The 25,809-nt window shown below is 68.9% G+C and carries 25 protein-coding genes and 3 tRNA genes; 13 read left to right on the top strand and 15 right to left on the bottom strand.

The features are described from left to right. The 4 genes from ACFX43_RS18570 (at position 1) to ACFX43_RS18555 (ending at position 3,256) form a co-directional block, all read left to right on the top strand. Entirely contained in the window at positions 1-1,170 is a 1,170-nt protein-coding gene (locus ACFX43_RS18570; RefSeq protein WP_378831780.1) for a CaiB/BaiF CoA transferase family protein, read from the top strand. A gap of 64 nt (positions 1,171-1,234) precedes the next feature. Beyond that, entirely contained in the window at positions 1,235-1,570 is a 336-nt protein-coding gene (locus tag ACFX43_RS18565; RefSeq protein WP_378831769.1) for an MFS transporter, read from the top strand. Next, complete coding sequence (locus ACFX43_RS18560) at positions 1,513-2,739, top strand: MFS transporter (RefSeq protein ID WP_378831765.1); 1,227 nt, start codon at positions 1,513-1,515, stop codon at positions 2,737-2,739. Before ACFX43_RS18565 ends, ACFX43_RS18560 begins: the two co-directional genes overlap by 58 nt. Before the next feature lie 37 nt (positions 2,740-2,776). Beyond that, on the top strand, positions 2,777-3,256 hold the full coding sequence (locus ACFX43_RS18555) for an OsmC family protein (RefSeq protein WP_378831758.1): 480 nt from the start codon (positions 2,777-2,779) through the stop codon (positions 3,254-3,256). On the opposite strand, the gene ACFX43_RS18550 is transcribed toward ACFX43_RS18555, so the two are convergent. Further along, positions 3,253-3,771, bottom strand: coding sequence for a potassium channel family protein (locus ACFX43_RS18550; protein WP_378831752.1), 519 nt, complete (start codon positions 3,769-3,771; stop codon positions 3,253-3,255). The genes ACFX43_RS18555 and ACFX43_RS18550 overlap by 4 nt on opposite strands. A 267-nt stretch (positions 3,772-4,038) precedes the next feature. Between ACFX43_RS18550 and ACFX43_RS18545 the strand changes: the two genes are divergently transcribed. Further along, positions 4,039-5,757 (top strand): AMP-binding protein, encoded by a 1,719-nt coding sequence (locus tag ACFX43_RS18545; RefSeq protein WP_378831746.1) that lies wholly within the window; start codon positions 4,039-4,041, stop codon positions 5,755-5,757. Here the strand turns inward: ACFX43_RS18545 and ACFX43_RS18540 are convergent. After that, a complete protein-coding gene (locus ACFX43_RS18540) occupies positions 5,748-6,308 on the bottom strand; it encodes a TetR/AcrR family transcriptional regulator (protein ID WP_378831742.1) in 561 nt (186 codons plus the stop codon). The genes ACFX43_RS18545 and ACFX43_RS18540 overlap by 10 nt on opposite strands. A gap of 97 nt (positions 6,309-6,405) precedes the next feature. On the opposite strand from ACFX43_RS18540, the gene ACFX43_RS18535 reads away from it, so the two are divergent. Next, positions 6,406-7,845, top strand: a complete 1,440-nt coding sequence (locus ACFX43_RS18535) for an MFS transporter (RefSeq protein WP_378831736.1) — start codon at positions 6,406-6,408, stop codon at positions 7,843-7,845. A gap of 4 nt (positions 7,846-7,849) precedes the next feature. On the opposite strand, the gene ACFX43_RS18530 is transcribed toward ACFX43_RS18535, so the two are convergent. From ACFX43_RS18530 to ACFX43_RS18520, 3 genes are all read right to left on the bottom strand, one after another. Beyond that, positions 7,850-8,650, bottom strand: a complete 801-nt coding sequence (locus tag ACFX43_RS18530) for a thioesterase family protein (RefSeq protein ID WP_378831730.1) — start codon at positions 8,648-8,650, stop codon at positions 7,850-7,852. 7 nt (positions 8,651-8,657) lie between these two features. Beyond that, positions 8,658-10,286, bottom strand: a complete 1,629-nt coding sequence (locus ACFX43_RS18525) for an AMP-binding protein (RefSeq protein ID WP_378831726.1) — start codon at positions 10,284-10,286, stop codon at positions 8,658-8,660. Positions 10,287-10,350: 64 nt separating this feature from the next. Further along, the gene (locus ACFX43_RS18520; protein WP_378831723.1) at positions 10,351-11,667 is read right to left on the bottom strand and encodes an MFS transporter; all 1,317 of its coding nucleotides are present in this window, start codon (positions 11,665-11,667) and stop codon (positions 10,351-10,353) included. A 135-nt stretch (positions 11,668-11,802) separates the two neighbouring features. Here ACFX43_RS18520 and ACFX43_RS18515 point away from each other — a divergent pair, with 135 nt between their 5' ends. The 6 genes from ACFX43_RS18515 to ACFX43_RS18490 all read left to right on the top strand — a co-directional run bounded on the left by ACFX43_RS18515 (position 11,803) and on the right by ACFX43_RS18490 (position 17,989). After that, positions 11,803-12,690 carry a response regulator transcription factor gene (locus ACFX43_RS18515; protein ID WP_378831715.1) on the top strand — a complete coding sequence of 296 codons (888 nt, stop codon included), beginning with the start codon at positions 11,803-11,805 and terminating at the stop codon, positions 12,688-12,690. A gap of 51 nt (positions 12,691-12,741) precedes the next feature. Next, positions 12,742-13,707 (top strand): helix-turn-helix domain-containing protein, encoded by a 966-nt coding sequence (locus tag ACFX43_RS18510; RefSeq protein WP_378831708.1) that lies wholly within the window; start codon positions 12,742-12,744, stop codon positions 13,705-13,707. Between the two features lie 53 nt (positions 13,708-13,760). Beyond that, positions 13,761-16,166, top strand: coding sequence for a molybdopterin cofactor-binding domain-containing protein (locus ACFX43_RS18505; protein ID WP_378831702.1), 2,406 nt, complete (start codon positions 13,761-13,763; stop codon positions 16,164-16,166). A 28-nt stretch (positions 16,167-16,194) separates the two neighbouring features. Then, on the top strand, positions 16,195-16,674 hold the full coding sequence (locus ACFX43_RS18500) for a (2Fe-2S)-binding protein (RefSeq protein ID WP_378831697.1): 480 nt from the start codon (positions 16,195-16,197) through the stop codon (positions 16,672-16,674). Positions 16,675-16,711: 37 nt separating this feature from the next. Further along, positions 16,712-17,263, top strand: coding sequence for a flavoprotein (locus ACFX43_RS18495; protein WP_378831692.1), 552 nt, complete (start codon positions 16,712-16,714; stop codon positions 17,261-17,263). Between the two features lie 168 nt (positions 17,264-17,431). Beyond that, complete coding sequence (locus ACFX43_RS18490) at positions 17,432-17,989, top strand: hypothetical protein (protein ID WP_378831684.1); 558 nt, start codon at positions 17,432-17,434, stop codon at positions 17,987-17,989. 19 nt (positions 17,990-18,008) lie between these two features. Here ACFX43_RS18490 and ACFX43_RS18485 read toward each other — a convergent pair whose 3' ends face one another. The 4 genes from ACFX43_RS18485 to ACFX43_RS18470 form a co-directional block, all read right to left on the bottom strand. After that, entirely contained in the window at positions 18,009-18,356 is a 348-nt protein-coding gene (locus tag ACFX43_RS18485) for a hypothetical protein (RefSeq protein WP_378831681.1), read from the bottom strand. A gap of 141 nt (positions 18,357-18,497) precedes the next feature. Then, positions 18,498-18,569: transfer RNA gene (locus ACFX43_RS18480), tRNA-Val, on the bottom strand. A gap of 32 nt (positions 18,570-18,601) precedes the next feature. After that, positions 18,602-18,672, bottom strand: a tRNA-Cys gene (locus ACFX43_RS18475). A gap of 35 nt (positions 18,673-18,707) precedes the next feature. Further along, positions 18,708-18,780: transfer RNA gene (locus ACFX43_RS18470), tRNA-Gly, on the bottom strand. A 168-nt stretch (positions 18,781-18,948) separates the two neighbouring features. Here ACFX43_RS18470 and ACFX43_RS18465 point away from each other — a divergent pair. Next, a complete protein-coding gene (locus ACFX43_RS18465) occupies positions 18,949-19,770 on the top strand; it encodes an aminotransferase class IV (RefSeq protein WP_378831676.1) in 822 nt (273 codons plus the stop codon). A 115-nt stretch (positions 19,771-19,885) separates the two neighbouring features. On the opposite strand, the gene ACFX43_RS18460 is transcribed toward ACFX43_RS18465, so the two are convergent. From ACFX43_RS18460 to ACFX43_RS18435, 6 genes are all read right to left on the bottom strand, one after another. Continuing rightward, positions 19,886-21,289 (bottom strand): OFA family MFS transporter, encoded by a 1,404-nt coding sequence (locus ACFX43_RS18460; RefSeq protein WP_378831669.1) that lies wholly within the window; start codon positions 21,287-21,289, stop codon positions 19,886-19,888. 161 nt (positions 21,290-21,450) lie between these two features. Beyond that, on the bottom strand, positions 21,451-21,888 hold the full coding sequence (locus ACFX43_RS18455; protein WP_378831664.1) for an SsgA family sporulation/cell division regulator: 438 nt from the start codon (positions 21,886-21,888) through the stop codon (positions 21,451-21,453). Positions 21,889-21,989: 101 nt separating this feature from the next. Then, the gene (locus tag ACFX43_RS18450; protein WP_378840988.1) at positions 21,990-22,898 is read right to left on the bottom strand and encodes a 5'-3' exonuclease H3TH domain-containing protein; all 909 of its coding nucleotides are present in this window, start codon (positions 22,896-22,898) and stop codon (positions 21,990-21,992) included. A 50-nt stretch (positions 22,899-22,948) separates the two neighbouring features. Then, on the bottom strand, positions 22,949-23,761 hold the full coding sequence (locus ACFX43_RS18445; protein ID WP_378831659.1) for an ABC transporter permease: 813 nt from the start codon (positions 23,759-23,761) through the stop codon (positions 22,949-22,951). Continuing rightward, the gene (locus ACFX43_RS18440) at positions 23,758-24,618 is read right to left on the bottom strand and encodes an ABC transporter permease (RefSeq protein ID WP_378831651.1); all 861 of its coding nucleotides are present in this window, start codon (positions 24,616-24,618) and stop codon (positions 23,758-23,760) included. The genes ACFX43_RS18445 and ACFX43_RS18440 overlap by 4 nt, the downstream gene beginning before the upstream one ends. After that, positions 24,615-25,790, bottom strand: a complete 1,176-nt coding sequence (locus ACFX43_RS18435) for an extracellular solute-binding protein (RefSeq protein WP_378831645.1) — start codon at positions 25,788-25,790, stop codon at positions 24,615-24,617. The genes ACFX43_RS18440 and ACFX43_RS18435 overlap by 4 nt, the downstream gene beginning before the upstream one ends. Between the last annotated feature and the right edge of the window lie 19 nt (positions 25,791-25,809).

Genomic DNA, 25,809 nt, shown 5'->3' with positions numbered 1-25,809 from the left:
ATGCGTGGACCGCTCGACGACGTCGTCGTCCTCGACCTCTCCCGCGCTCTGGCAGGGCCGCACGCCGCGATGATGATGGGCGACCTCGGCGCCCGCGTGATCAAGGTGGAGGCGCCCGGGCACGGCGACGACACCCGGGGCTGGGGCCCGCCGTTCGTCGGGGAGGAGGGGCAGCGGGAGGCGACCTACTTCCTCTCCGCCAACCGCAACAAGGAGTCGATCACCCTCGACCTCAAGGACACCGACGACAAGGACGTGCTGCTGCGCCTGGTCGACCGGGCCGACGTGCTCATCGAGAACTTCCGCACCGGCGTCCTGGACCGGCTCGGACTCGGCATCGACGAGCTCCAGGCCCGCAACCCACGCCTCGTCGTGCTCTCGATCACCGGGTTCGGCCACGACGGCCCCGAGGGCGGCCGGTCCGGCTACGACCAGATCGCACAGGGCGAGGCCGGGCTGATGTCGCTCACCGGATCGAGTCCCGAGGACCCTCAACGGGTCGGCACCCCGATCGCCGATCTCCTGGCCGGGATGTACGGCGCCTACGGCGTGCTCGCCGCTCTCCACGAGCGGGACCGCACCGGCCACGGCACGGTCGTACGCACCTCGCTGCTCTCCGCGGTAGTCGGCGTCCACGGTTTCCAGGGCACCCGCTGGACGGTGGCAGGCGAGGTCGGGCGTGCCCAGGGCAACCATCACCCGAGCATCTCTCCGTACGGCCTGTTCCGCTGCGCCGACGGGACCGTGCAGATCGCGGTCGGGAGCGAGGGGCTGTGGCGGAGGTTCTGCACCGCCTTCGACATCTCGCCGGACCTCGAGGGGATGGCCACCAACCCCGAGCGGGCGGCCAACCGCGAGAAGGTCGTCGAGCTGGTCGAGACGCTCTTCGCGCCCTGGCCGGCAGAGGAACTGCTCGCCAAGCTCGCCGAGGCCGGCGTCCCGGCCGGCAAGGTGCGCTCCCTGGACGAGGTCTACGCCTGGGAGCAGACCGCCAGCCAGGGTCTGCTGATCGACGTAGACCACTCCACCCTCGGCCACCTGACCCTCCCTGGGCCGCCGCTGCGGTTCTTCTCCGACGGGTCGGAGGTGACTCCCACCGACCACGCCGCGCCGCCCACCCTCGACCAGCACGGGCCCGGGCTGCGTACGTGGGTGGCGGACCAGCCCTGAGCCCGGCCCTTGACTGGGATACTGCTCGCACCGCGTCTCTGTCGCCGAGGGAAGGAGCCCGATCATGAAGGAATCCACGAGTGATCGGGCTCCTCTCCGGCTGGGTACCGCCCGCGGACGCTGGGTGCTGGCGACGACCGTGCTGGGCTCTGGCCTGGCGATGCTCGACTCGACCGTCGTCAACGTCGCCCTCGGCCGGATCGGGGAGGACCTCGACGCGGGCTTCTCCGGTCTGCAGTGGACGGTCAACGCCTACACGCTGAGCCTCGCGTCCCTGATCCTCCTCGGCGGCTCCCTCGGTGACCGCTTCGGACGGCGCCGGGTGTTCCTCGTCGGCGTGGTGTGTGGTTCGCCGTCGCTTCGCTGCTCTGCGGGCTCGCTCCCGACATCGAGCTGCTGATCGCCGCGCGGGCGCTGCAGGGCGTCGGCGGCGCGCTGCTCACACCGGGGAGCCTGGCGATCATCGCCGCGTCGTTCCATGTCGACGACCGGTCCGCGGCCGTGGGTGCCTGGTCGGGTCTCAGCGGCATCGCGGCCGCGGTCGGACCGCTCGTCGGCGGCTGGCTGGTCGAGATCGACTGGCGGCTGGTCTTCCTCATCAACGTGCCGGTCGCGGTGCTCATCGTCATCGTCGCCCTGCGCCACGTCCCGGAGAGCCGAGACCCGGACGCCGCCGGCCGGCTCGATCTGACCGGCACCGTGCTCGCCGCGGCTGGGCTCGGCGTACTCACCTTCGGGCTGACCCGGGCGGGCGACGTGGGGTTCAACGGCTCGGTGGCGGTGACCGCGGCAGCCGGAGTCGCGTGCCTGGTCGCCTTCGTCGTCGTCGAGTCCCGCTCCACCCACCCGTTGGTCCCGCTCGAGCTGTTCCGCAATCCCCAGTTCAGCGCGGCCAACGCCGTCACCCTGCTCGTGTATGCGGCACTCGGCGTGATCTTCGTATTCCTCGTCCTGCAGCTCCAGATCGTCAGCGGCTGGTCGCCCATCGCGGCGGGATCGGCGCTGCTGCCGGTGACCGTGGTGATGTTGCTCTTCTCGTCGCGTGCGGGCGCGCTGGCACAGCGCATCGGTCCGCGCCTGCCGATGACCCTCGGGCCGCTGCTCGCATCCGGCGGCGCCCTCTGGATGGGGCAGATCGGCCCGGAGGCGTCGTACGTCGGCGACGTGCTGGCGCCTGTCCTGCTCTTCGCCATCGGGCTGACGCTGCTGGTCGCGCCGCTGACCGCCACCGTGCTCGACGCCGCTGACGACCGGCATGCCGGGATCGCCTCGGGCGTCAACAACGCGGTGGCCCGGACCGCCGGGCTACTGGCAGTCGCGGTCATCCCGGCGGTGGTCGGGGTCGCCGGCGACGACTACACCGACCCGCAGACCTTCGACGAGGGCTACGGCATGGCGATGATCATCAACGCCGCTCTCCTGATCCTCGGCGCGGCACTCTCCGTGGTGTTCGTACGCCGCCCGCTCGCCGCCGGATCCGAGCTCGAGGAGCACCGGGTGCACATCGAGACCTGCGCGCACTGCGGCGTGACCGGCACTCAGCTGCACCCGGCCGACCACGATCACTGAGCTCGGGTCGGGCAGCGAGCCGCACTAGTGTGCTGGCATGGCACTGACCCACGACTACACGGTCTCGGTGGAGTGGACGGGCAACCGTGGCACCGGGACGAGCGGCTACCGCGACTACGCCCGGGACCACGTCGTACGCATCGAGGGCCTGCCCGACATCCTCGGCTCCTCCGATCCGACCTTCCGCGGCGACGCGAGCCGACACAACCCCGAGCAGCTGTTGTTGGCCTCGCTGGCGCAGTGCCACATGCTCTCCTACCTGCACCAGGCGGTGACGGTTGGCGTGGTCGTCCTCGACTACCACGACGCCGCGACCGCCACCATGGAGACGCAGGGGACCGGCGGCCGGTTCACCCGCGCCGTGCTGCACCCGGTCGTCACCGTCACCGACGCGGCGATGATCGAGGCCGCGACGTCCGCCCACCACCAGGCCCACCTGGACTGCTTCATCGCGAGCAGCGTGAACTTCCCTGTCGACGTCGAGCCGACCGTGATCGTCGGTGGGCTGACGCTCTAGTCGGTCCGAGGGCGAGTCGGGGAACTGGTCTGGGCCCGGACGAGCGACGCCACCACGACGATGTTGAAGACGATCATCACGCACACCAACGCCCGCGCGATCTGACCCTCGGCGTGGACATCGCCGTACCCGACCGTCGTCATGGTGCTCAAGGTGAAGTAGAGAGCATCGGTCCGTGTATCCAGGCCGATGACTTCGTCAGGGCGAATCTGGTTGAGCAGGAAGAAGGTCAGCGACGCTGCCATCACCAGCAGGATCAGCAACATGGCCAGCACGCGCGTGCTGCGTCCAGGCGCGCCTCTGCGGACGGAGCCAAGCTCCCTGATCATCACCGTCCCGACGAGTGAGAGTGCCCCCACTGTCACCAGCAAGCTCGCGCCGACGGCCACCACCGAGTCTGCGGTCCACCTCAACGGGAAGGCGTAGTAGGCGACCAGTAGGCCGCTGAAGGTCCAGATCGGACGCAACCACGCCTTGGACCGCGGACTCTTCTCATATGATCGACGGCTCGCCACCGGGCTCTCCGCTGGTTAGAGGCAGTCGCCATCCGACCCCGGGGTGGCTTCGGCCAAGATCGCCCGGAAGAGCAGGCTCCTCGGTGGCGCGGATCTCGTAGGCGGCTTTCCCCATGGAACTCTCGATTCGTCGTACGAGCTGAACCCTCAGGATGCGGTCACGGGCGGGGCCGCCGCGTCACCCGTCTCGGGTGACACCGCACCAGTGCACCTTGCCCCCTCTTCCGGGGGTAGGGCGGTGTCGGCCTCGCGACGATGATGAGCGCCATGACTGGATCGACCTCGACCGACGCCCTGCTCGCCGCCCGGGACGCGCTGATCGCCCAGCGCCTCGACTACGCCGAGGCGCTCGACACCTTCCGCTGGCCCGATGTCGGGGCGACCTTCAACTTCGCCCACGACTGGTTCGACCCGATGGCTCGGGACAACGACGCCCCGGCGCTGGTCATCGCCGAATCGGACGGGTCGCGGGCTGAGTACTCCTTCGACGAGCTGGCCCGTCGCTCGGACGCGGTGGCCCGCTACCTTCGCCGCCTCGGCGTCGGCTCGGGGGACAGCGTGGTCGTGATGCTCGGCAACCAGGTCGAGCTGTGGGAGACGATGCTGGCGGCGATGAAGGTCGGTGCGGTGCTGATGCCGACGACGACCGCTGTCGGCACCGCCGAGCTGATCGACCGGCTCGCCAGGGGCCGGGCCAAGGCCGTGGTCTGCAACGCCGAGGACACGGACAAGTTCGATGGCGTCCCTGGCGACTACGTACGGATCGGCGTGGGGGTCAGCGCGGGGGAGCGGGAGGGCTGGAACGACTACGCCGCGGCCGCCGCCGAGAGCCAGGAGCGGCTCGAGCACCCCGGCAACGCCACCACCGACGCGCTGCTCCTCTACTTCACCAGCGGCACCACGAGCCGTCCGAAGCTGGTCGAGCACACTCACTACACCTACCCGGTCGGGCACCTGTCGACGATGTACTGGCTCGGCCTGCGCCCCGGCGACGTCCACATGAACATCTCCAGCCCTGGGTGGGCCAAGCATGCCTGGTCGAACTTCTTCGCGCCGTGGCTCGCCGGCGCGACCGTGTTCGTGCTCAACTACGCGCGCTTCGAGGCGGCCACGCTGCTGCAGCGGATCCGTGAGGAGCACGTCACCAGCATGTGCGCTCCTCCGACCGTGTGGCGGATGCTCATCCAGGCCGACCTCTCCGGCGGCTGCGGCTCGCTGCGCGAGGCGATCAGTGCCGGTGAGCCGCTCAACCCCGAGGTGATCAGCCAGGTCCACCAGGCGTGGGGCCTGACCATCCGCGACGGTTTCGGGCAGACCGAGATGACCGCGACGGTCGCCAACAGCCCGGGCCAGCCGGTACGTCCGGGCTCGATGGGCCGGCCGCTGCCCGGTGTCCCGGTGGTGCTGGTCGACCCGATCGAGGGGACCGTGATCGAGGGGCCGGGTGAGGGCGAGCTCTGCCTGGACCTTTCAGCGCGACCCGCCACGCTGATGACGGCCTACCGCGACGACGAGAAGCGCACCGCCGACGCGATGCGCGGCGGCTTCTTCCACACCGGCGACGTCGCCAGCCGCGACGAGGAGGGCTACATCACCTACGTCGGCCGCACCGACGACGTCTTCAAGGCCTCCGACTACAAGGTCTCGCCCTTCGAGCTGGAGTCCGTCCTGATCGAGCACCCCGCGGTGGCCGAGGCGGCGGTCGTGCCGGCCCCGGACCCGGTGCGGCTCGCCGTCCCCAAGGCGTACGTCTCCCTCACCGCCGGCCACGAGCCCACCGCCGAGACCGCGAGGGCCATCCTCGAGTTCGCCCGCGACCACCTGCCGCCCTATCTCCGCGTACGCCGCCTGGAGTTCTTCGACCTGCCCAAGACCATCTCGGGGAAGATCCGGCGCGTCGAGCTCCGGACCCGCGAGCAGGAGGTGGTCGACCAGCGGCCGCCGGGGGAGCACCGCTACGAGGACTTCTTCTCCCGTCAGTCCTGAGCCACCAGGCGCCGGACGCTCTCGACGACGATCTCCCGGCACCGAGCGCGGCTCGGTCGGCTCACCAGGGCGAGCTCGGGCGTGTGCAGATGCCAGCTCATCGCGAGCGCGCGGACCTCGGTGAGCAGCTCGAGCGGCGAGTAGGCGGTCGTCAGCTTCCCTGCCTGCTGGGCCTCCTCGATCTTGGCCAGCTTGGCGTCGTTGGAGGCGACGATCGCCGGGAGCTTCCCGGTCGGGCGCTCGAGCTGGTACCAGGTCGTCAGCCGTAGCGTCGTGGGGAAGCGCTCGTAGAGGTCGAAGGACCGTCCGGCGTAGGCGGGAAGATCGGTGGCGTCGAACTCGACCTCGTCGACGAACGCGAGCACCCGGTGGGCGAAGACGGCGTCGAAGAGCTCGTCCTTCGTGCCGAAGTACTTGTAGATCAGCGCCTTGTTCGCCAGCGCCGTCTCGGCGATCCGGTCGACGCGCGAGCCGGCGATGCCGTACGCCGCGAACTCGGCCTCGGCGGCGTCGAGGATGCGTGTGCGGGTCGCCTCGGAGTCTCTGGCCATGCGTCCACCCTAAAGCAAGTAACTAGTTAGTTGCATCTCGTGGCGTTCAGTGCTTCACTGAAATAACCAACTCGTTAGTTACTTAGGAAGTGCACACATGTCTCCGACACCCCCGCGCGCCGGTGCCCGTCACCGGGCGGTGGTCCTGATGGTGATCCTCGGCTGCCAGCTGATGATGACCCTCGACGCCTCGATCGTGACCACCGCGCTCACCCACATCAAGGCGGAGCTCGGCTTCACCGACTCGTCCTTGTCGTGGATCCAGAACGCCTACGTGCTCGCCTTCGGCGGCCTCCTGCTGCTCGGCGCACGAGCCGGTGACCTGCTCGGCCGACGCCGCGTGTTCATCGCTGGGACGGCGCTCTTCACCGCAGCCTCGCTCCTGGCCGGGCTCGCGCCGTCGGCCGAACTCCTCATCGCCGCGCGCACGCTGCAGGGACTGGCGTCGGCCTTCGCGATCCCGTCCACGCTGGCGCTGCTGATCACGAGCTTCCCCGAGCCCGAGGAGCGCACCCGGGCCATCGCGATCTACAGCGCGGTGATCGGTGCCGGAGCCAGCGTCGGGATCATCGTCGGCGGCGTCTTCACCGAGTACCTCTCCTGGCGCTGGGGTCTCCTGGTCAACGTCCCGCTCGGGATCCTGATCCTCGCCCTCTCACCGCGCTACCTCCCCGAGACCGAGCCCCGGCCCGGCCGGGTCGACATCCTGGGCGCGCTGAGCGTCACAGTCGGCATGTCGGCGCTCGTCTATGGCCTCGTCGAGGCAGCTGAGATCGGCTGGGGGAGCGCCCAGACGCTGGTCCCGCTGACTGCGTCGGTGATCCTGCTCGTCGCCTTCGTGCTCATCGAGCTGCGGGCCACCCAGCCGATCGTGCCGATCCGGCTCTTCTTCAGCGTGCAGCGCTCGGGGGCGTACATCGGCAGGGTCCTGATCGTCGGCGCGATGTTCTCGACGTTCTACTTCCTCTCGCAGTATCTCCAGAACGTACGTGGCCTCAGCCCGCTCGCCACCGGACTCGTCTACATCCCGATGACCGGCATGTTCTTCGCCATGGTGTACGCCGTGCGCTGGGCCGGGCCGAGGATCAGCAAGCCCGTGCTGCTGCTGACCTCCCTGGTCACGGCGGGAATCGGCATGGCCTGGCTGAGTCGCATCGACGCGACGACCCCGGTGGCGTCGATCCTGCCGCCGCTGCTCGTGCTGGGCATCGGCCAAGGCATCGCGATCATCCTCCTCACCGACTTCGGGATGGCCGAGGTCGACCCGGGCGACGCCGGCGCCGGCTCCGGTCTGGTCAACACCGCCCACCAGATCGGTGGCTCGATCGGACTCGCGCTCCTCACCGTCGTGTACGGCAGCGCGGTGCACCACGACGCCGCGCCGGGCGCCGTCGCCCAGGCCCATGGCTACTCGACCGTCTTCGAGGTGGCGACCGGCTTCTACGCCCTTGCCGTGATCGTCGCCGTGGTCATGCTCACCGCCCACCGGCGTGCCAGCAGGTGGACCGCGCCGGTCACGGTCGCGGCCGCCAGCTGAGCCGTCAGGGACGGACCGTCAGGCACTGCGTACTGACGCCGAAGGCGCCCTGCTCGTCATGGAGCACGGATGTGGTCACGCCGGCGCCCTCCGGGCCGAACGAGACGGTCGTGTCGAGCCCCAACCAGCCAGGAGCCGGAGCACGGAACAGGTGCGCGGTCAGGTCGAGATTGGGGAAGCTGACGACCTTCGGGTCGACCCGGACGGCGACACCGTTGGTGATGTCGAGCAGCCCGGCGACCTGCGCCAGCCGGCTCACCTCCTCGTCGGCGACGAGGGGATGAGCCGTACGCACCCAGGACCGCGCCCGCCCCGGGCCGAGGTCGTGGCGGCGTACCTCCACCGAGGCGATGAAGCCCCCGTCCCACAGTGCGGTCATGTCCCAAGCCGGCACCTCGTCCGGCGCGGGCATCGGCCCGTGCCGGGTGCCCTCGAGCTCCGCGGTCGGGTAGCCGGCGGTCAGCCACGCACGCAAGAGCACCACGGGCCGGCCGCCATGGCAGGCTCGGGCCTCGACGAGCTCGATGGTGCGCCCGGCGCGGAGCACGGTCACCTCGATGTCGACCGGCTCGAGCGGGACGGTGCCGAGGATGTCGTAGCCGATCCGGGTGATCTGGAGCCCGTCGTCGCGGCGGGCGTCGCGGTCCCGTTCGACCTCGTGCGCGAGCACGCCGAGCAGGGTGGCGATGTGCTGTGTGTCCAGGTCCCAGGCACCGCCGACGTGCCGGGTCGGCGTGAAGGTGCAAGGACCGGTCCGGTGCCAGTAGCTCATCGGGCCGATGGTCGCTCGCTGACGCTCGCTCATCGGCGGCTCAGAGCCCGAGCAGGGCGACGCTCTGCTCGCGCATGTCGATCTTGCGGACCTTGCCGGTCACGGTCATCGGGAACTCGTCGACGAGCAGCACGTAGCGCGGTGCCTTGTAGTGGGCGAGCTTGCCGCTGGCGAAGGCGCGTACGGCCTCGGCGTCCAGCGGCTCGGCGCCGGGTCGCATCCGGATCCAGGCGCAGAGCTCCTCGCCGTACCTCTCGTCCGGGACGCCCACGACCTGGGCCTCGGCGATGTCGGGATGGGTGAAGAGGAACTCCTCGATCTCGCGCGGGTAGATGTTCTCGCCACCACGGATGACCATGTCCTTGATCCTTCCCACGACCACGCAGTAGCCGTCCTCACGCATCACGGCCAGGTCGCCGGTGTGCATCCAGCCGTCGGCGTCGATCGCGTCGGCGGTCTTCGTCTCATCGTCCCAGTAGCCAAGCATCACCGAGTAGCCGCGGGTGCAGAACTCACCCGCCGTACCGCGCGGGACCACCTCACCGGTGGCCGGGTCGACGATCTTGATCTCGACGTGCGGGGCGGCCCGGCCGATCGTCTCGGTACGCCGCTCGAGGTCGTCGTCGGTGCGGGTCTGGCAGGAGACCGGCGAGGTCTCGGTCATCCCGTACGCGATCGCGACCTCGCTCATGTGCATCTCGCTGACGCACCGCTTCATGACCTCGATCGGGCACAGCGCGCCGGCCATGATCCCGGTGCGCAGCGTCGAGAGGTCGTAGGAGGCGAAACCCGGGTCGTTCTGCATCGCGATGAACATCGTCGGCACGCCGTACAGCGCCGTGCACCTCTCGTTCTGGACCGTCTGCAGCGTCGTGGCCGGGTCGAAACCCGGGCCCGGGATGACCATGGTCGCGCCGTGGGTGGTGCAGCCGAGGTTCGCCATCACCATGCCGAAGCAGTGGTAGAAGGGCACCGGGATGCAGAGCCGGTCCTGCTCGGTGAAGTGGATCGTCTCGGTGACGAAGAAGCCGTTGTTCAAGATGTTTCGGTGCGACAGCGTTGCGCCCTTCGGGAATCCCGTGGTCCCGGAGGTGTACTGGATGTTGATCGCGTCGTTCGGGTCGAGCGTGTAGTCGACGTGGTCGGCCAGCCGCTCGCCCCGGCCGGCGGCCAGCAGCGCATCCCACTGCGGCGTACCCAGGAAGATGGTCTGCTCGAGCGCGCCGCAGTCGCCGGCCACCTCGTCGACGAGCGAGACGTAGTCGCTGGTCTTGAACTCCGTCGCGCTGATCAGCAGCTTCACGCCGGATTGGTTGAGCGCGTACGCGAGCTCGTGGGTCCGGTAGGCGGGGTTGATGTTGACCAGGATCGCGCCGATCTTGGCCGTGGCGAACTGGACCATCGTCCACTCGGCGCAGTTCGGAGCCCAGATGCCGACGCGGTCACCCTTGCCGATGCCGGCCTTGCGCAGGCCGACCGCGAGGGCGTCGACGTCGGCATCCAGCTCGGCGTAGGTCCAGCGTCGTCCGGTGGCGATCTCGACGAGCGCCTCACGGTCTCCGTGGCGGGCGACGGTGCGCTCGAAGTTGGCTCCGATCGTCTCCTCGAGCAGCGGAACGTCGATGTCGCCACGAGCCGACGAAGCGGTGATGGATGAGGTCTCGGTCATGCCGCGAGCATGACCGAGACCTCGGTGGCAGCCACACCCCCGAAGGAGGGTGAGCGGTGCCGGATCAGGCGAGTGCGGGCTCCGCGTCGAGCTCCACGCGGCTGGTCTCCTTGGCCACCAGCAGGCAGCCGATGCTCAGCACGGCCAGGGCGCTGAGGAAGTACGCGATTCCGTCGGTGCCCCACCGGGCCAGCAGGTCCTCGGCGATGACCAGCGGGACGGCGCCGCCGAGGATGCCCGCGATGTTGTAGCCCAGACCGGCTCCCGTGTAGCGGTACTTCGCCTGGAACATCTCGGGCAGGAACGCCGCGATCGGACCATAGTTGAGACCGAGTACGCACAGCATCAGGCTGTTGCCGAGGGCGAAGCTCGCGAAGCTGCCGGGCTCCATGATGGCGAAGGACAGCGGGCCGGCGACGAGGCCGAAGGCGGCGCCGATGAGCAGGACCACACGGCGACCGAGGACGTCGGAGAGCCACGCGGAGGCGATCACCGTCACGCTCATCGCGAATGCCGCGACGATGACGCCGAGCAGGGCCTGGCTCATGCTCAGGCCGAGGGTGCCGACCGCGTGGGCGACCATGAAGCTGGCGCCGGTGTAGAAGGCGCCGAAGACGACCGCCATGATGCCGCCGCCGAGCAGCACCTGGCGCCACTGGTCACGGATGCAGCCGACGAACGGCAGCGTGCTGCGGGTGCCTGCCGACTGGACCTTCTTGAACGACGGCGTCTCGGCGATCTTCAGCCGGACCCAGAGGCCGACCGCGATGAGGACGGCGCTGGCCAGGAACGGGATCCGCCAGCCCCAGGCGGCGAACGCGGCGGGCTCCATCAGGCGGAAGGTGGTGAGCATGGCCGCGGCGGCGAGGATCAGCCCCAGGCTGGGACCGAGCTGCGGGAACATGCTGTAGCGCCCGCGCTGGCCGCGCGCGGCGTACTCGGTGGTGAGGAGTGCGGCGCCCGCCCACTCACCGCCGAGCGCGATGCCCTGCAGTGCGCGCAGCAGAACGAGGATCACCACGGCGCCCTTGCCGATCGACTCCACGCTCGGGAGCAGACCGATCGCGAAGGTCGAGGTGCCCATGATCATCAAGGTGGTGATCAGCGTGGCCTTGCGACCGATCCGGTCGCCGTAGTGGCCGAAGAGGATCGCCCCCAGAGGTCGGAAGACGAACGCGACGCCGAAGGTCGCGATCGAGGCCAAGGTGCCCTCGGGTCCGCCCATGGACGGGAAGAAGACGGCATTGAAGACGAGGGCTGCCGCGAGCCCGTAGATGAGGAAGTCGTAGAACTCGATGGTGGTGCCGGTCAGTGACGCCGTCGCGACGCGGCGCATGGTGCGCCCGTCGACCTCGGCTCGGTCAGCCGCGATTTGGGCCATGATCGTGCCTCCTACTCGGATTGGTGAACCGAGTGTGGGACTGTCACCACCTGGCCGATACCCCCGGAAGAGTGCCCTCGAAAGAGGGGGTGTCCCTCTTGTTGCCTGTGATGGTCGTCACTTACGCTCAACGCCATGAGCACTACCGCCATCGCCCCGGAGGCGCCGTACGACGGGTCCCGGATCGCCCAGACGCTGGCCTCCTTCCGGACCGCGTCGGGGCTGGACCTCGCCTTCGGTGGCCCGGTGCGCGGTGACGGCACGGCCATCGACATCACCGCGACCTGTGGCGCGAAGGGCGCCTCGCTGCGCGGCCTGCGGGTGGTCAACGGGGAGGGCTTGGGCGGCAAGACCTTGCAGACCCGGCAACCCGGCTCCGTCGACCACTACTACACCGCTCGCGGGATCACCCACCTCTACGACACCGCCGTCGCTCAGGAGCAGATCCAGACCGTCGCCGCCCTGCCGATCATGGTCGACCGGGCCCCGCGGATGCTCATCTACCTCGCCTCCCGCTCGCGGCTCGGTCTCGGCGGCGTCTGGTTCGACTCGCTGCGTCCGCTGATCCGCACCCTCGAGCGCGAGATCCTGATCGATGACGAGGTCCGCAACCGGCTCTCCCGGCTGGCGCCCGCGCCGAGCCGGGCTCCTCGCCCGGACGAGACGGCTGCGAAGCGCGATCTCGCCGAACGCCGGGAGATGGCAGCCGAGCTCACCGATCTGGCCTGCCAGGTGGTCGACCCCGAGGTCCGCAGCCGCCTCGAGGCCATGGTCCTCCGGCTCACCGCCGCACCGGGGGAGAAGCAGCCGGCACAGCTCGCTCCGGCCGTACGTCTGGCCGCCCGCGAGCTCGACGTCCTGCGCCAGGTGGCGCTCGGGAGCAGCAACCGGCAAGCCGCCGAGGCCCTCGGGATCGTGGAGAGCACGGTGAAGTCCTACCTCAAGAGCGCCACCCGCAAGCTCAACGCCAACAACCGCGTCCACGCCGTCCGGATGGCGCGCGAGGCCGGCCTGATCGACTGACGCCCTCGTACGGGGGTACCGCCCGGCCCGCGGCGTACGCAGTATCACGGCATGACGCATGGGGACTCGGGCGACGTGTCGGAGAGGTGGCGGACCGCGCTGGCGGACGCCTTCGCGGGCTTGCAGTCGGAGCGGTTGCCGCCCGGCTTGCACGCGGTGGCCGGGCCGTTGGCCGGGGCGATCGAGCACGCGAGCCTGGGACGCGTCGACGCGTTCCGGGTCGGCGGCACCCCGCAGGTCGTACGCCGCACCCGCCGCTCCCTCGCGGACGTACCGGACGATCCGTTCAAGGTGTGCATCCAGCGCCGCGGGCAGTCGGTCGTCCGGCAGGGCGACATCGAGCTCGTCCTGGCGCCCGGAGACATCGCGATCTACGACACCAGCCGCCCCTACGAGCTGCGCTTCGACGAGGGGTGGGAGTGTCTCGCGATGACGCTTCCGCGCCGCGCACTGGCGGCGTCGGACGCCGTGATCGAGCGGTCGATGGCGCGCGGCTGGACGTCGCTCGACGGCCGGACCGGCGTACTCGGGCACCTGCTGCGGAGCGCCGTCCGCGAGGCGCCGCAGGCCGGGGGAGCGGCGCACTTGGGCGAGGCCGCCATCCAGCTGCTGTCAAGCCTGGTGGGTGTGGAGCAGGCGGATCCGGGGGAGACGCTCAGGGCCCGGATCATCGCCTACGTCGAGGCGCACGCCTCCGACCCGTACCTCGGCCACGATGCGGTGGCGGCCGCCCACGGGCTCTCGCCGCGTAGCCTGCACCGGCTCTTCGAGGACCAGCCGCGCTCCGCGATGGCCCATCTGCGGGAGTTCCGGCTGCTGGCGATCCGGGACGCTCTGCTCGACCCGGCTTACGCCTCCCATTCGACGGCGGCGATCGCCTCGCGCTGGGGCTTCCCCGACCCATCGCACTTCGCCCGAACCTTCCGGTCACGCTTCGGAGTCACACCAGGCGCACTCCGGCGCGACGGTGGCGCGGAAAGTCAACGAAGTTGGCGTTCCATGGCGACACAGGTGTGACGGGCCGCACATAACGTGACCAGGACCCGACCGGACCAACGGAGGTAACCGCCTTGTCAACACATCCCGAGACGTCATCAGGCCTGTCGGTATCTGGCCTGGCCGAGCACGAGATCGGACGCCGTCGCTTCGTCGGCTACCTCGTGGCCGCTGCCACCGTCACCGGCGCGGCCCAGCTCGGGATCGGCCTCGGCAGCCCGGCCGCGGCAGTCGTCCCGGGAGTCCCGCAGCCGGCCGACCTCTACGACCTCAACGACCTGCTGACCGATGCCGCCCGCCCGACCGCGAACCTGATCCAGGTCGTTGTCGACAAGGACGGCACCGCGTCGTTCGAGCTGCCCCGCGCAGAGGTCGGGCAGGGCATCACCACCTCGATCGCGATGCTGATCGCCGAGGAGCTCGACCTGCCCCTCAGCAAGGTGAACGTGACCTTGTCGAAGGCACGTCCCGAGCTGATCTGGAACCAGATGACCGGCGGCTCCAACACGATCCACGCCATGTACACGCCCGTACGTGTGGCCGCCGCCATCGCTCGTGGCGCGCTGCTGGACGCCGCGGCGATCGCGCTCGCGCAGCCGCACGACACCCTGTCTGTCTACGAAGGGGTGATCACCGCACCCGGCGGTGCCTCGATCTCCTATGGCGATCTCGCCACCTCCGCCGCGGCTCTGGTCACGAAGGTCGTCGACGTCGACCTCAAGCCGAAGTCCGACTTCGCGGTCATCGGCACCCCGCAGCGCCGCAAGGACGCCGTGGACGCGGTCACCGGCACGAAGCAGTTCGCCATGGACCTAGACGTCCCCGATGCTCTGCCCGCGATGGTCTGCCGCGCCTCCGAGCACAACGGCACGGTGCGATCGGTGCGCAACCAGAAGGCCGTCGAGGCGATGCCTGGCGTGACGCATGTCGTCACCATCCCGACCGGGGTCGCCGTACGCGCCGGGACGTTCGGTCAGTGCATCAACGCCATCCGTGCCCTCGATGTCGAGTGGAACCCGGGTTCGGTGAGCGGCAGGTCCGACGCCGATGTCCTCGAGGAGCTCCGCGGGATCCAGCGCCCGATGCTGGTGCCGGACGTGGACGAGCTCCTCGGCACGGTGACCGACGCGGTGGGTGGCCTCACCGGTGGGCTCGGCGCGGCGGACGTGAAGACGCTCGACACCGACTTCGTCTTCTACACCCGCAGCGGATCACCGCTGGAGACCAACTGCGCCGTCGCCGATGTCCGCGCCGACAAGGCAACGATCTGGGCCGGCTCCAAGACGCCGATCGTGGCTGCCGAGGACATCGCGCTCAAGCTCGGCCTGCCGCCGACCGCGGTGACGTTCAACGTCGTGGAGTCCGGCGGCTCGTTCGGCCGCAAGCTGTTCTGGGACGCGGCGCTGGAAGCCGCTCTGATCTCGCAGAAGTGCCAGGCGCCGGTCCGGCTGATGTGGCACCGTGCGGACGAGCCCCGCCAGGGCCGCAACCATCCGATGGCGACGTCCCGGGTGCGTACGGTCTGGGCGGGGGACAACATCCTCTCCGTCGAGCAGCAGCACACCTGCACCGCCACCGACTACCGCCACGGCTTCGGCGAGATCCTGACCTCGTCGGCCATCTCGCTCCCGGCCGGGGTGAGCAACCTGGGTGTCTCGGAGACCATCTTCGTGACCTCCCAGCAGGTGCCGTACGACTTCGGCGTCACCACCCAGGGCCTCATGGAGACCACCAGCCGCGCGATCAACTCCGGGGCGGTGCGCAACGTCTACTCGCCCGACGTACGCACGGCGCTCGAGCTCACGATCGACCAGGTCGCCAAGAAGATGCGGCTGAGCCCGGTCGAGTTCCGGCTGAAGTACGCCAAGGAGGACCGCCTGCGGCGCGTCATCAAGCAGGTGGCCGCTGCCGGCAACTGGGGCAGGTCGATGCCCGCCGGCACGGCCCAGGGGATCGCGGTCCACCAGGAGTACAAGGGCTACTCGGCCTGCCTCGTCGAGATCGACTGCCGTCCCGAGACCGTCAACCGCAAGGTCTACAACGGCGTCACGGGCCCCCGGGTCACCAAGGTGACCTTCGCGATCGACTGCGGCGAGGTGATCAACCCCAAGGGCGTCGAGGCGCAGATGCAGGGCGGGATCATGGACGGCATCGCGCTCGCCCTGACGGCGAGCACTCACCTGGAGGACGGTCACTACCTCGAGGCCAGCTGGGACAACTACTTCTACACCCGCCAGTGGAACACCCCACCCGACGTACGCGTCTTCGTGATGGACCCGGTCACCGACATCCCCGGCGGCGCGGGGGAGGCCGGCGTCGCCGCCTCGTTCGCGGCGGTGGCCTGCGCCTACGCCCGCGCGACGGGCACCACCCCGACCTCGTTCCCGATCAACCACCACGACCCGATCTCCTTCGAGGTGAAGTCCTTCGTCCCGCCCGTGCCCGCCTCGCCGACCGACGGCCTCAGCTACACCTACTGAACAGAGACTGATCGAAAGGGATTGGCCAATGCCCAACTACACCTTCAAGCTCAACGGGGAGAAGGTCACGGTCGACGTCGAGGACAGCGAGCGCCTGCTGTGGGTGCTGCGCGACGTACTCGGCGTGCGTGGCCCCAAGTACGGCTGCGGCATCAACGTCTGCAAGGCCTGTACGTCCCACATCAACGGCAAGGCCTTCAACCCCTGCGCCACCCCGGTCAGCGCCCTCGACGAGGACGACGAGATCACCACGATCGAGGGCCTCGCCGCCTCCGTCGGCAAGGACCTGCACCCCATGCAGGAGGCCTGGCTCGACGCCGACGTCGCCCAGTGCGGATACTGCCAGCCCGGGCAGATCATGGCCGCCGTCGCGACCGTCAACAAGGCTCACGCCGAGGGCCGTTCGGTCACCGACGCCGACATCGACCAGATCCGCAACATCTGCCGCTGCGGCACCTACTTCCGGATCCGGGAGGCGATCAAGGCCGGCGCCGGCAAGATGGGCTGACCCCTCGGCCCCGATCCTCGTCCCGTACGCTCGCGGGGTGGCCATCGTCGGAGTCATCGCCTGCGCTGCAGGCGGTGTGGAGCAACTCTGCGACGAACTGGTCACCCCGCTGCTGGACGCCGGCCACCAGGTTCCGGTGACGCTGACACCGACGGCGTTCAGCTGGCTGAGCGCGAACGGCGAGGCCGAGCGGATCGAGGCCGCCACCGGCTTCCCGGTACGCGGGCCGAGCCGCCTCCCGTGGGAACCGCGCACCCACCCGGCACAGCTAGACGCCATCGTCGTAGCCCCCGCGACCTTCAACACCACCGCCAAGATTGCCCTGGGCCTCGCCGACAACCAGGCCCTCACCGTCGTCACCGAGAGCCTCACCACCGTTCCCGTCGTGCTCTTCCCACTCATCAACGCCGCGCACGCGGAGCACCCCGCCTGGCCCTCCCATATGGCAGCCCTACGCAGCGCCGGCGTCGACCTCATCGAGGGCCCCGACCTCTGGCCGCTCTACCCGCCACGTCAGATGCCCCCGGACCAGGCCTTACCCTGGGGAGCGATCGTCGACGCCGCGCAACGGGCCACAGATCGCCTCTAGACCGGCCAACGGTCAGGGCCCGACGGCACTTCGGTCCGGGACCAGCGACCTTGCCAGGGCCGGGTGTGCGGGCGAAACGATCGACATGTGACATACGGAGAAGCTGGCATTCACCGGTCAAGCCGGTCGGGGAGCGACGCGATCGTTCTCCTGGACCTTGCTGTCAAGATGCTGCTCCTGCTGTTCATCATCCGGGTCACCCTGGAACCGACGTGGGGCAATTTGGAGGGCAAGGCTCCGTTCGCCAGAGCGGTCCTCTACCCGATGCTGGCTTTCGCCATCCCGCTCGTCTGGGTGGTTCGCCGCCGAGACGCCGCATACCCGTGGGGCGCGGATCTGCTCGTCACGGCGGCGTGCTTCAGCGACATTCTCGGCAACCGCCTGGACCTCTATGACGCGGTCGTCTGGTTCGACGATGCCAGTCACTTCGCGGCCACCGGGCTGTTCAGCGCGGCCGCCGTCCTGCTCACCATGCGCCACGGCACCCTCGGACAGGTGCTCGAACGCGCCGTAGCGGTGGGAATGACCAGTTCGGTCGGCTGGGAGCTGTTCGAGTACTTCTCGTTCGTCACCAGGTCGTCGGAGCTCCGCTGGGCTTACCGTGACACCATCGGCGACCTGACGCTCGGGTGGCTCGGCTCGGTCACCGCGGCGGCCGCGATCTCGGCGTACTGGCATGTCACCCAGTCCGCGTCGAACGTACGTCTCGAGACCCCGCAGCGATGACTCGTTGTCCGCCAGCGCCTCAGAGCCCGAGCATCCGGCCGACGACGCCGACGAGGTTCAGCAGCACGAAGCCGGCACCGACGGACGCCGCCACGATCGCGGGGACGTTCCCCTGCGGGTCGCCCGCGGCCACGGCACGGCGGCCCAGGATCCAGGTGAGGATGCAAGGTAGCGCGAACGCGATGATGGCCGGACCACTCGCCAGTGCAACGACGCCGGCCGGCAAATCCTCGTCTTTGGACTCATAGCCCTGCAGCGTCAGCAGTCCCTCGCCGACCACCATCGAGACGACAAACCCCACCGGGATGAAGGCGGCCGCGATCCAAGCCCTTCGCGTCGGGTGGCGGTGCTGTCGAACGGTGCTCATACCCAGACGCTAAGGAGATCCGAGGACCTGCGCCGAGGGTACGACGTCCGCGATACAAGGGTCTTTCGGCAACGTCCGACCGGAGCGACAAAACGAATCAGGCCCTGAACTTCATCTCTGCAGTTCAGGGCCTGATTTCTGTGGACGATACTGGGTTTGAACCAGTGACCTCTTCCGTGTCAAGGAAGCGCGCTACCGCTGCGCCAATCGTCCGTGCTTATTCAATTTATCAGGGTGGTGCTTCGAGGTGGGTACGGGATTTGAACCCGTGTACACGGATTTGCAGTCCGTTGCCTCGCCTCTCGGCCAACCCACCGCTGGAGGCAATGCCTCCGGTGGAGACCTACTCCGAGCGGACGACGAGGCTCGAACTCGCGACCTCAACCTTGGCAAGGTTGCGCTCTACCAACTGAGCTACGTCCGCTTGCTGCTTCAGGCCCGGTTTCCCGTGCCCTTGGCGACGAGAAGAACATTATCGGAGCCGCTGCCCGAGGCCAAATCCGGGGTCACCTGCGTGTCATTCGCCCGTCATCTCGACCACCACACCGGCGCGCTTTCCCGGCTCTGACCTGGGACGTCTTAGAGTTGCCGCATGCGCGCGTGGATCGATGGTCAGCTTCTCGACAACCCGGCCGCCCCGGCGGTCTCCATCAGAGACCACGGTCTGGTGGTCGGCGACGGCGTCTTCGAGACGCTCAAGGTGATCAAGGACCAGCCGTTCGCGCTCGCCCTTCACCTCGACCGCCTCGAGCGCTCCGCGAGCGGCCTCGGCCTGCCGACGCCCGACCGCTCGCTCATCACCAAGGGTGTGGAGGCGGTGCTGGGCGCGGCCCCGACGGCGTACGGACGTCTGCGGATCACCGTCACGGGCGGGCCGGCGCCGTTCGGGTCCGGCCGCGCGGAGGTGGCGCCCACGATCATCATCGGCCTCGAGGACGCGGACCCCAACCCGACCGAGACCAAGGTCGTCAGCGTGCCGTGGCGCCGCAACGAGCACGGCGCGACGAGCGGCCTGAAGACGACGTCGTACGCCGAGAACGTCATCGCCCTCGCCGAGGCCCGCAAGCACGGGGCCACCGAGGCGATCTTCGCCAACACCGTGGGGGACCTGTGCGAGGGCACCGGGAGCAACATCTTCTACGTGCTCGACGGCGCACTCAAGACTCCGACGCTCTCCAGCGGCCCACTGGCCGGGATCACCCGCGCCCTGGTGCTGGAGTGGTTCGGCGCCGAGGAGACCGACGAGCCGCTGGCCGAGGTCGAGGAGTACGCCACGGAGGTCTTCCTCACCTCCAGCCTGCGCGACGTCCAGGCTGTGACCGAGTGGGGCACGCGCACCCTCCCGCACGGCCCGGTGACCCGGGCGGCGCAGGAGGCGTGGCGTACGAACGAGCCGAGCCTGCTCGGCCTCTGACCTGACTGAAGCCGAGCTCAGCCCGTGAAGAGCTGCGCCGCACGGCGCAGCGTCTCGATGACTCCGTAGGCCAGCGGGATCCCGACCAGGGCCCAGGCACCTGCGATCTTGGCGTTCATGCTGCGCTCCTCTCGGTCTCGGTCTCGGTGGAGTCGGCGGACTTCGGCTCGTGGAACCGGTCGGGGACCTGGTGCACCAGCAGGTTGGCGATGAAGCCGATCGCGAGGACGCCGACCATGGTCAGCAGTGCCGGCCGGTAGGCGGCCGCGGTGAGCGTGCCGGGTTCACCCTGCGCGTCGAGGAAGGCGTTGATGATGAGCGGTCCGGCGATGCCGGCAGCCGACCAGGCGGTCAGCAGCCGGCCGTGGATGGCGCCGACCTGGAAGGTGCCGAAGAGGTCGCGTAGGTAGGCCGGGACCGTGGCGAAGCCGCCGCCGTAGAAGGACAGGATCACGACGGCGAGCAGCACGAACAGGGCCATCGAGGTGTCCCCGATGGTCGCCAGCAGGAGATAGAGCACCAGACCGACCCCGAGATACATCATGTAGATCGGCTTGCGACCAATGACGTCGGAGGTCGAGGACCAGATGAACCGGCCGCTCATGTTGGCGATCGAGAGCAGCCCGACGAAGCCACCGGCCGCGACCGCGCTGACGGAGGAGACCCCGTCGGTGCGGAAGAAGTCCTGGATCATCGGAGCCGCCTGCTCGAGGATGCCGATGCCGGCGGTGACGTTGCAGAAGAGGACGATCCACACCAGCCAGAACGACCGGGTCCTGATCGCGTTGTTCGCCGAGACGCTCGCCGTGGTGACGAGCTTCTTCTCCTTCACGCTGGCCGGGTCCCAGCCCGCCGGCGTCCAGCCCTCCGGCGGTACGCGGACGGTGGCCGCGCCGAAGGACATGAAGACCAGGTAGACCACACCCAGGGTGAGGAACAGCATCATCACCGCGTGGCCGTCGGGGACGGTGCTGGCGTCACCGGTGTAGGACGGATCGTAGAGCGCCAGCAGCCGGCCGCTCAGCGGGCTGGCGATCATGGCGCCGCCGCCGAAGCCCATGATCGCCATGCCCGTCGCCAGGCCCGGCCGGTCCGGGAACCACTTGATCAACGTGGAGACGGGCGAGATGTAGCCGATCCCGAGTCCGATGCCGCCGATGACGCCGTAGCCGAGATAGACCAGCCACAGCTGGCCGGTGCCGATGCCGAGGGCGCCGATCAAGAAGCCTGAGGACCAGAAGATCGCGGCCGCGGTCATCGCCGCACGCGGTCCGTTGCGGTCGACCCAGGTGCCCATCACCGCGGCCGAGAGGCCGAGCATCACGATCGCGATCGAGAAGATCACCCCGATCGCGGTCTGGCTCGTGTCGAAGTGCTCGACCAGGGCGGTCTTGTAGACGCTGGTGGCGTACACCTGGCCGATGCAGAGGTGTACGGCGAGGGCGGCGGGCGGGATGAGCCAGCGACTGAAGCCGGGACCGGCCACCGTTCGCTCGCGAGAAAGGAAAGCTGGCAGCACTGTGACCTCCGAGGTGGTGGTGCGGGTGACGCACATCACTACCACAGTTGACGTGGCAACGGCGAGCGATCGCTTCCGGCCAGCGAAAAGTACGAACCCTCCAGCCCCGGGGAATCCGGGACGGGAGGGTTCGTGAACGAATGAGCAGGCGGGCGGAGTGCCTACTCAGCGTCGAACGAGCTGCCCAGCAGGTCTGCGATCAGCGCGTCGAGATCCAGGTGCTGGCTCTCGGAGCCGACCGGGACGGCCGAGAAGGACTTGCCAAGGAACATCTGCACCTCGCGCGAGTCGGCGGTCGCGATCAGGCGACCGTCGGGGGAGCTGAAGTCGAAGACGGCGACGGCCTTCGCGTCCTCGTCGATGCTGGGGTAGATCTTCACGTCGCCCTCACCGGCGGGGGCGGCCAGACCCTGCAGCATGAGTGTGCGGGACACGACCCACTCGACGTCACCGGCGCCGGAGTGGAAGGTCAGGCTCACTGCGTACGGGTCGTTCTCGCGGTAGCCGAGGGTCGTCGGCACCTCCACGGTCCGGCCCCAGGGGTCGAGGCACGAGATCTTGATGTCCTGCTGCACTGCCGGGTGCTTGATGTCGCTCATTCGTCCGCTCCTTCTTGGTGGTCTTGCCAAGGAGACGGAGCGGTACGCGGCTGATGATGCCGTTTCTACGAACTTTCTGAATCGAGTTGTGGAGACCTGTGTCACACCCGCGCGAGCGCGGCTTCCAGGCGGGCGACCGGGGAGGCGAGGTTGTACGTCGCGGCCAGCTCGTGCAGGCGTTCCGGGTCGGCCGGAGAGCTCGGCAGAGCGGTGCCAGTGCGGTTCAGCGCGATGTCGCGAGCGACCGCCACGACCTTCGGCGCGACCGCCAGATACTCGACGGCGTCGATGAACTTCTGCCGCTGCGCCTTGGTGATCGGGGTGGTCGGATCGGCGACGGCGGCGATGATCCCCTCCAGGTCCCCGTACTGCTCGAGCAGCTTGGCGGCGGTCTTCTCGCCGACGCCCTTCACCCCCGGCAGACCGTCGGAGGTGTCGCCACGCATCGTGGCGAAGTCGGCGTACTGCGCGGCGCTGATGCCGTACTTGGCGAGCACCCACTTCTCGTCGACCAGATCCGGGTCGCTCACGCCTCGGGTCGGGTAGAGGATGCGTACGCCTGCAGCGTCATCGACCAGCTGGAACAGGTCACGGTCGCCGGTGACGACGTCGACCGGCATCCCCGCGCCGGTCGCGAGGGTGCCGATCACGTCGTCGGCCTCGTAGCCGTCGGCGCCGATGACGCAGATCCCGGCCGCGGCGAGCACCTCGCGGATGATCGGCACCTGCACCTGCAGCGGGTCGGGCACCTCCTCGACGTCGGGCGCCGTCTCGACCTCCTCCACCACCCGGTGCGCCTTGTAGGACGGGATCAGGTCGACCCGCCACTGCGGTCGCCAGTCGTTGTCCCAGCAGCACACCAGGTCGGTGGGGGAGTAGTCGTTGACCAGCCGGGAGATGAACTCCAGCAGGCCGCGGACGGCGTTTACCGGGGTGCCGTCCTCGGCTCGGATGTCGGGCACGCCGAAGTAGGCGCGGAAGTAGAGCGAGGCGGTGTCCAGCAGGAGCATTCGAGGTTCAGCCACGCTGTGCACATTATCCGCTGACGCGGAGGGCAGGCCTAGTGAATCGCCCTCGTGGTATCGCTCGGGTCGGACGAGAGTCGCTGGGCGAGCCAGATCGGCGCGACCGAGACGACGATCATGACGACCGCCACGACATTGACGATCGGCGCCTGACCTGGCCGGAACAGGTTGGTCAGGATCCAGACCGGAAGCGTGGTCACACCGGGGCCGGCGGCGAACGTCGTCACGATGATCTCGTCGAAGCTGAGTGCGAACGCCAGCAGCCCGCCGGCCAGCAGCGCCGAGCGCAGCTGGGGGAGCGTGACCAGCCGGAACGTGGTCCACATCCCCGCTCCCAGGTCGGCCGAGGCCTCCTCGAGGTTGCCGCCCATCCGCCGCAGCCGCGCCTGCACGTTGTTGAAGACGGTCACGATGCAGAAGGTCGCGTGGGCCACCACGAGGGTGAAGAACCCCAGGCGTACGCCGAGGATCGAGGAGAACGCGTTGGACAGCGCGATCCCGGTGACGATGCCGGGCAGGGCGATCGGGAGCACCACCAGCAGGTTGACGGTGTCCTTCCCGAAGAAGGAGTAGCGCTGCATCGCGAGGCCGAGCAGGGTGCCGAGGAGGAGCGCCATCGCGGTCGCGCACGCGGCCACCGTCAGTGAGGTGAGGATCGCGTCGTGGGCTCCCGGGTTCACCGCCGCCCGCTGCCACCACTGGGTGGTGAAGCCGCTGGGCGGCCAGGTCAGCGCCTGGGAGGTGTTGAACGAGTTCACCACGACCAGGGCGAGCGGCGCGTACAGCATGGCGAGCACGAGGCCGGTGATCACGGCGAGCAGGCGCCGGGTCGATCTCGAGATGGTCATAGGTTCTCCAGAGCTCCGGTGCGGCGTACCAACGCCAGGTAGATCATGATCACGACGATCGGGATCAGCGCGATCGCGGCCGCCAGCGGCAGGTTGGACCCCGAGTTGATGAAGACGAGGTTGCCGAGCATCTGGTTCGCGCCGCCGACGATGTTGACCGTGATGTAGTCGCCCATGGTCAGCGAGAACGAGAAGATCGAGCCTGCCACCAGCCCTGGGACGACCAGCGGCAGCACCACCGTGCGGAACGTCAGCGCCGGCCGGGCACCGAGATCGCCGGCGGCGTCGAGCAGCGAGTCCGGGACACGTTCATAGGCGGCGTAGACGGGCAGGATGACATACGGAAGCCAGATGTACGCCTGGGTGAGCACGATCGCGGTGAAGCCGAATCCCGGCGAGCCGAGACCGACCAGGCCACCGGCCCAGTCCAGCAGTCCGCCGTTGGACAGCAGCGAGCGCCAGGCGAGCGCCTTGACGAGGTAGGACGCCCACAGCGGCGTCAGGAACGCGATCACCAGCAGGTGGCGTGAGCGCCGCGAGGCGACCTTGGCCATGTAGAAGCCGACCGGCAGCGCGATCAGGCAGTCGATGAGCGTCACCAGGAGCGCGACGCCGATGGTGCGCAGCGTGACGGTCCGGTAGAGCGCCTGACCGGTGATCTCACGGATGTTGTCGAGGGTGAAGGTGCGCTCGAGCTCGTTGGTGAAGGAGTCGATCGTCCAGAAGGCCGTCACCAGCAGCGCGGCGAGGGCGACGACGTAGACGAGCACCAGCCAGGTGAGGGGTGCGGCCAGCAGGAGGCCGAGGCGGAACCCCGGCCTCCTGCTGAGCGTGCTGCTGACAGAGCTCAAGGTCACCCCTTGATCTCTGCCCAGGCCTTGGTCCAGTCCTGGTAGTCGGTGCACTTCACGTCGGTCCGGCCGTCCAGGCACTTCTCGATCGGCGTGTTCCAGAACCAGATCTTCTCGGCGTACTCCTCATCGCCGGCGTGGAAGGTCTCGCAGTGGCCCTCGGAGGCGAACTCGCAGGCCTTGTCCGAGTTGGGCGCCTCGCCGAAGTACTCCGTCGCCTGGGCGTTGATCTCCGGGTCGGAGATGTGGTTGAGCCAGGCGTAGGCGCAGTTGGGGGACTTCGCGTTCGAGGAGATCATCCAGGTGTCGTTCCACCCGGTCGCTCCCTCCGAGGGGAGGATCGCCTCGACCGAGGCCTTCTTCGGGTCGATCAGGTTGGCGATCACCTGCCAGGTGGTGCCGACCACGGTGTCGCCGGTCTCGAAGGAGGCCTGCGTCTTGGTGTAGTCGGACCAGTACTCACCGACGGAGGCCCGCTGCGACTTGAGCAGGTCGACGGCTGCCGCGAGCTGCTTCTCGTCGAGCGAGTAGGGGTTCTCGATGCCCAGGTCGGGCTGGTGCGCCATCAGGTAGACCGCGGCGTCGGCGATGTAGATCGGCGAGTCGTACGCGGTGACCTGGCCCTTGTGCTTCGGCGCGTCCTCGAAGACCGCCTTCCACGAGGTCGGGGCGGGGGTGACGTCCTTGGTGTTGTACATCAGCAGGTTCGCGCCGTAGCCGTGCGGGATGCCGTAGTTCTTCTCGTCCACGGTGTTCCACTCGCGGTCCTTGAGGAAGTCGTAGATGCCCTCGTAGTTGGGGATCAGGTCGGTGTTGACCTCGGCCGCCTCGCCCGCCGCGATCATGCGCAGGGTGAGGTCGCCGGAGGCGGCGACGACGTCGTATTCGCCCGACTTGGCCAGGTTGAAGGCCTCGTCGGAGGTGCCGTAGACCTTCGCGGTGACCTGACAGCCGGTCTCCTTCTCGAAGCTGGAGACCCAGTCGACCTCGGGGTCGGTCGAGCCGTCCTCGACGTACCCGGGCCAGGCCAGGATCGAGACCTCGCCCTCGTTCTCGCCGAGCTTCTCGACCGCTCCGGTCGAGGAGTCGCCGTCGTCCCCGCCACAGGCGCTCAGCGTGATCAGGGACAGGGCCGCTAGGACGCCCCCGATGGTGTGTCTGGTTCGGATGTTTCGCATGGTCAACCTCTCTGGTGTT

The organism is Nocardioides sp. YIM B13467 (genome assembly GCF_042788075.1).
Taxonomy (GTDB): Bacteria; Actinomycetota; Actinomycetes; order Propionibacteriales; family Nocardioidaceae; genus Nocardioides.
Note: the sequence above shows the minus strand (reverse complement) of the source record. Positions and strands in the feature narration are given on the sequence as shown.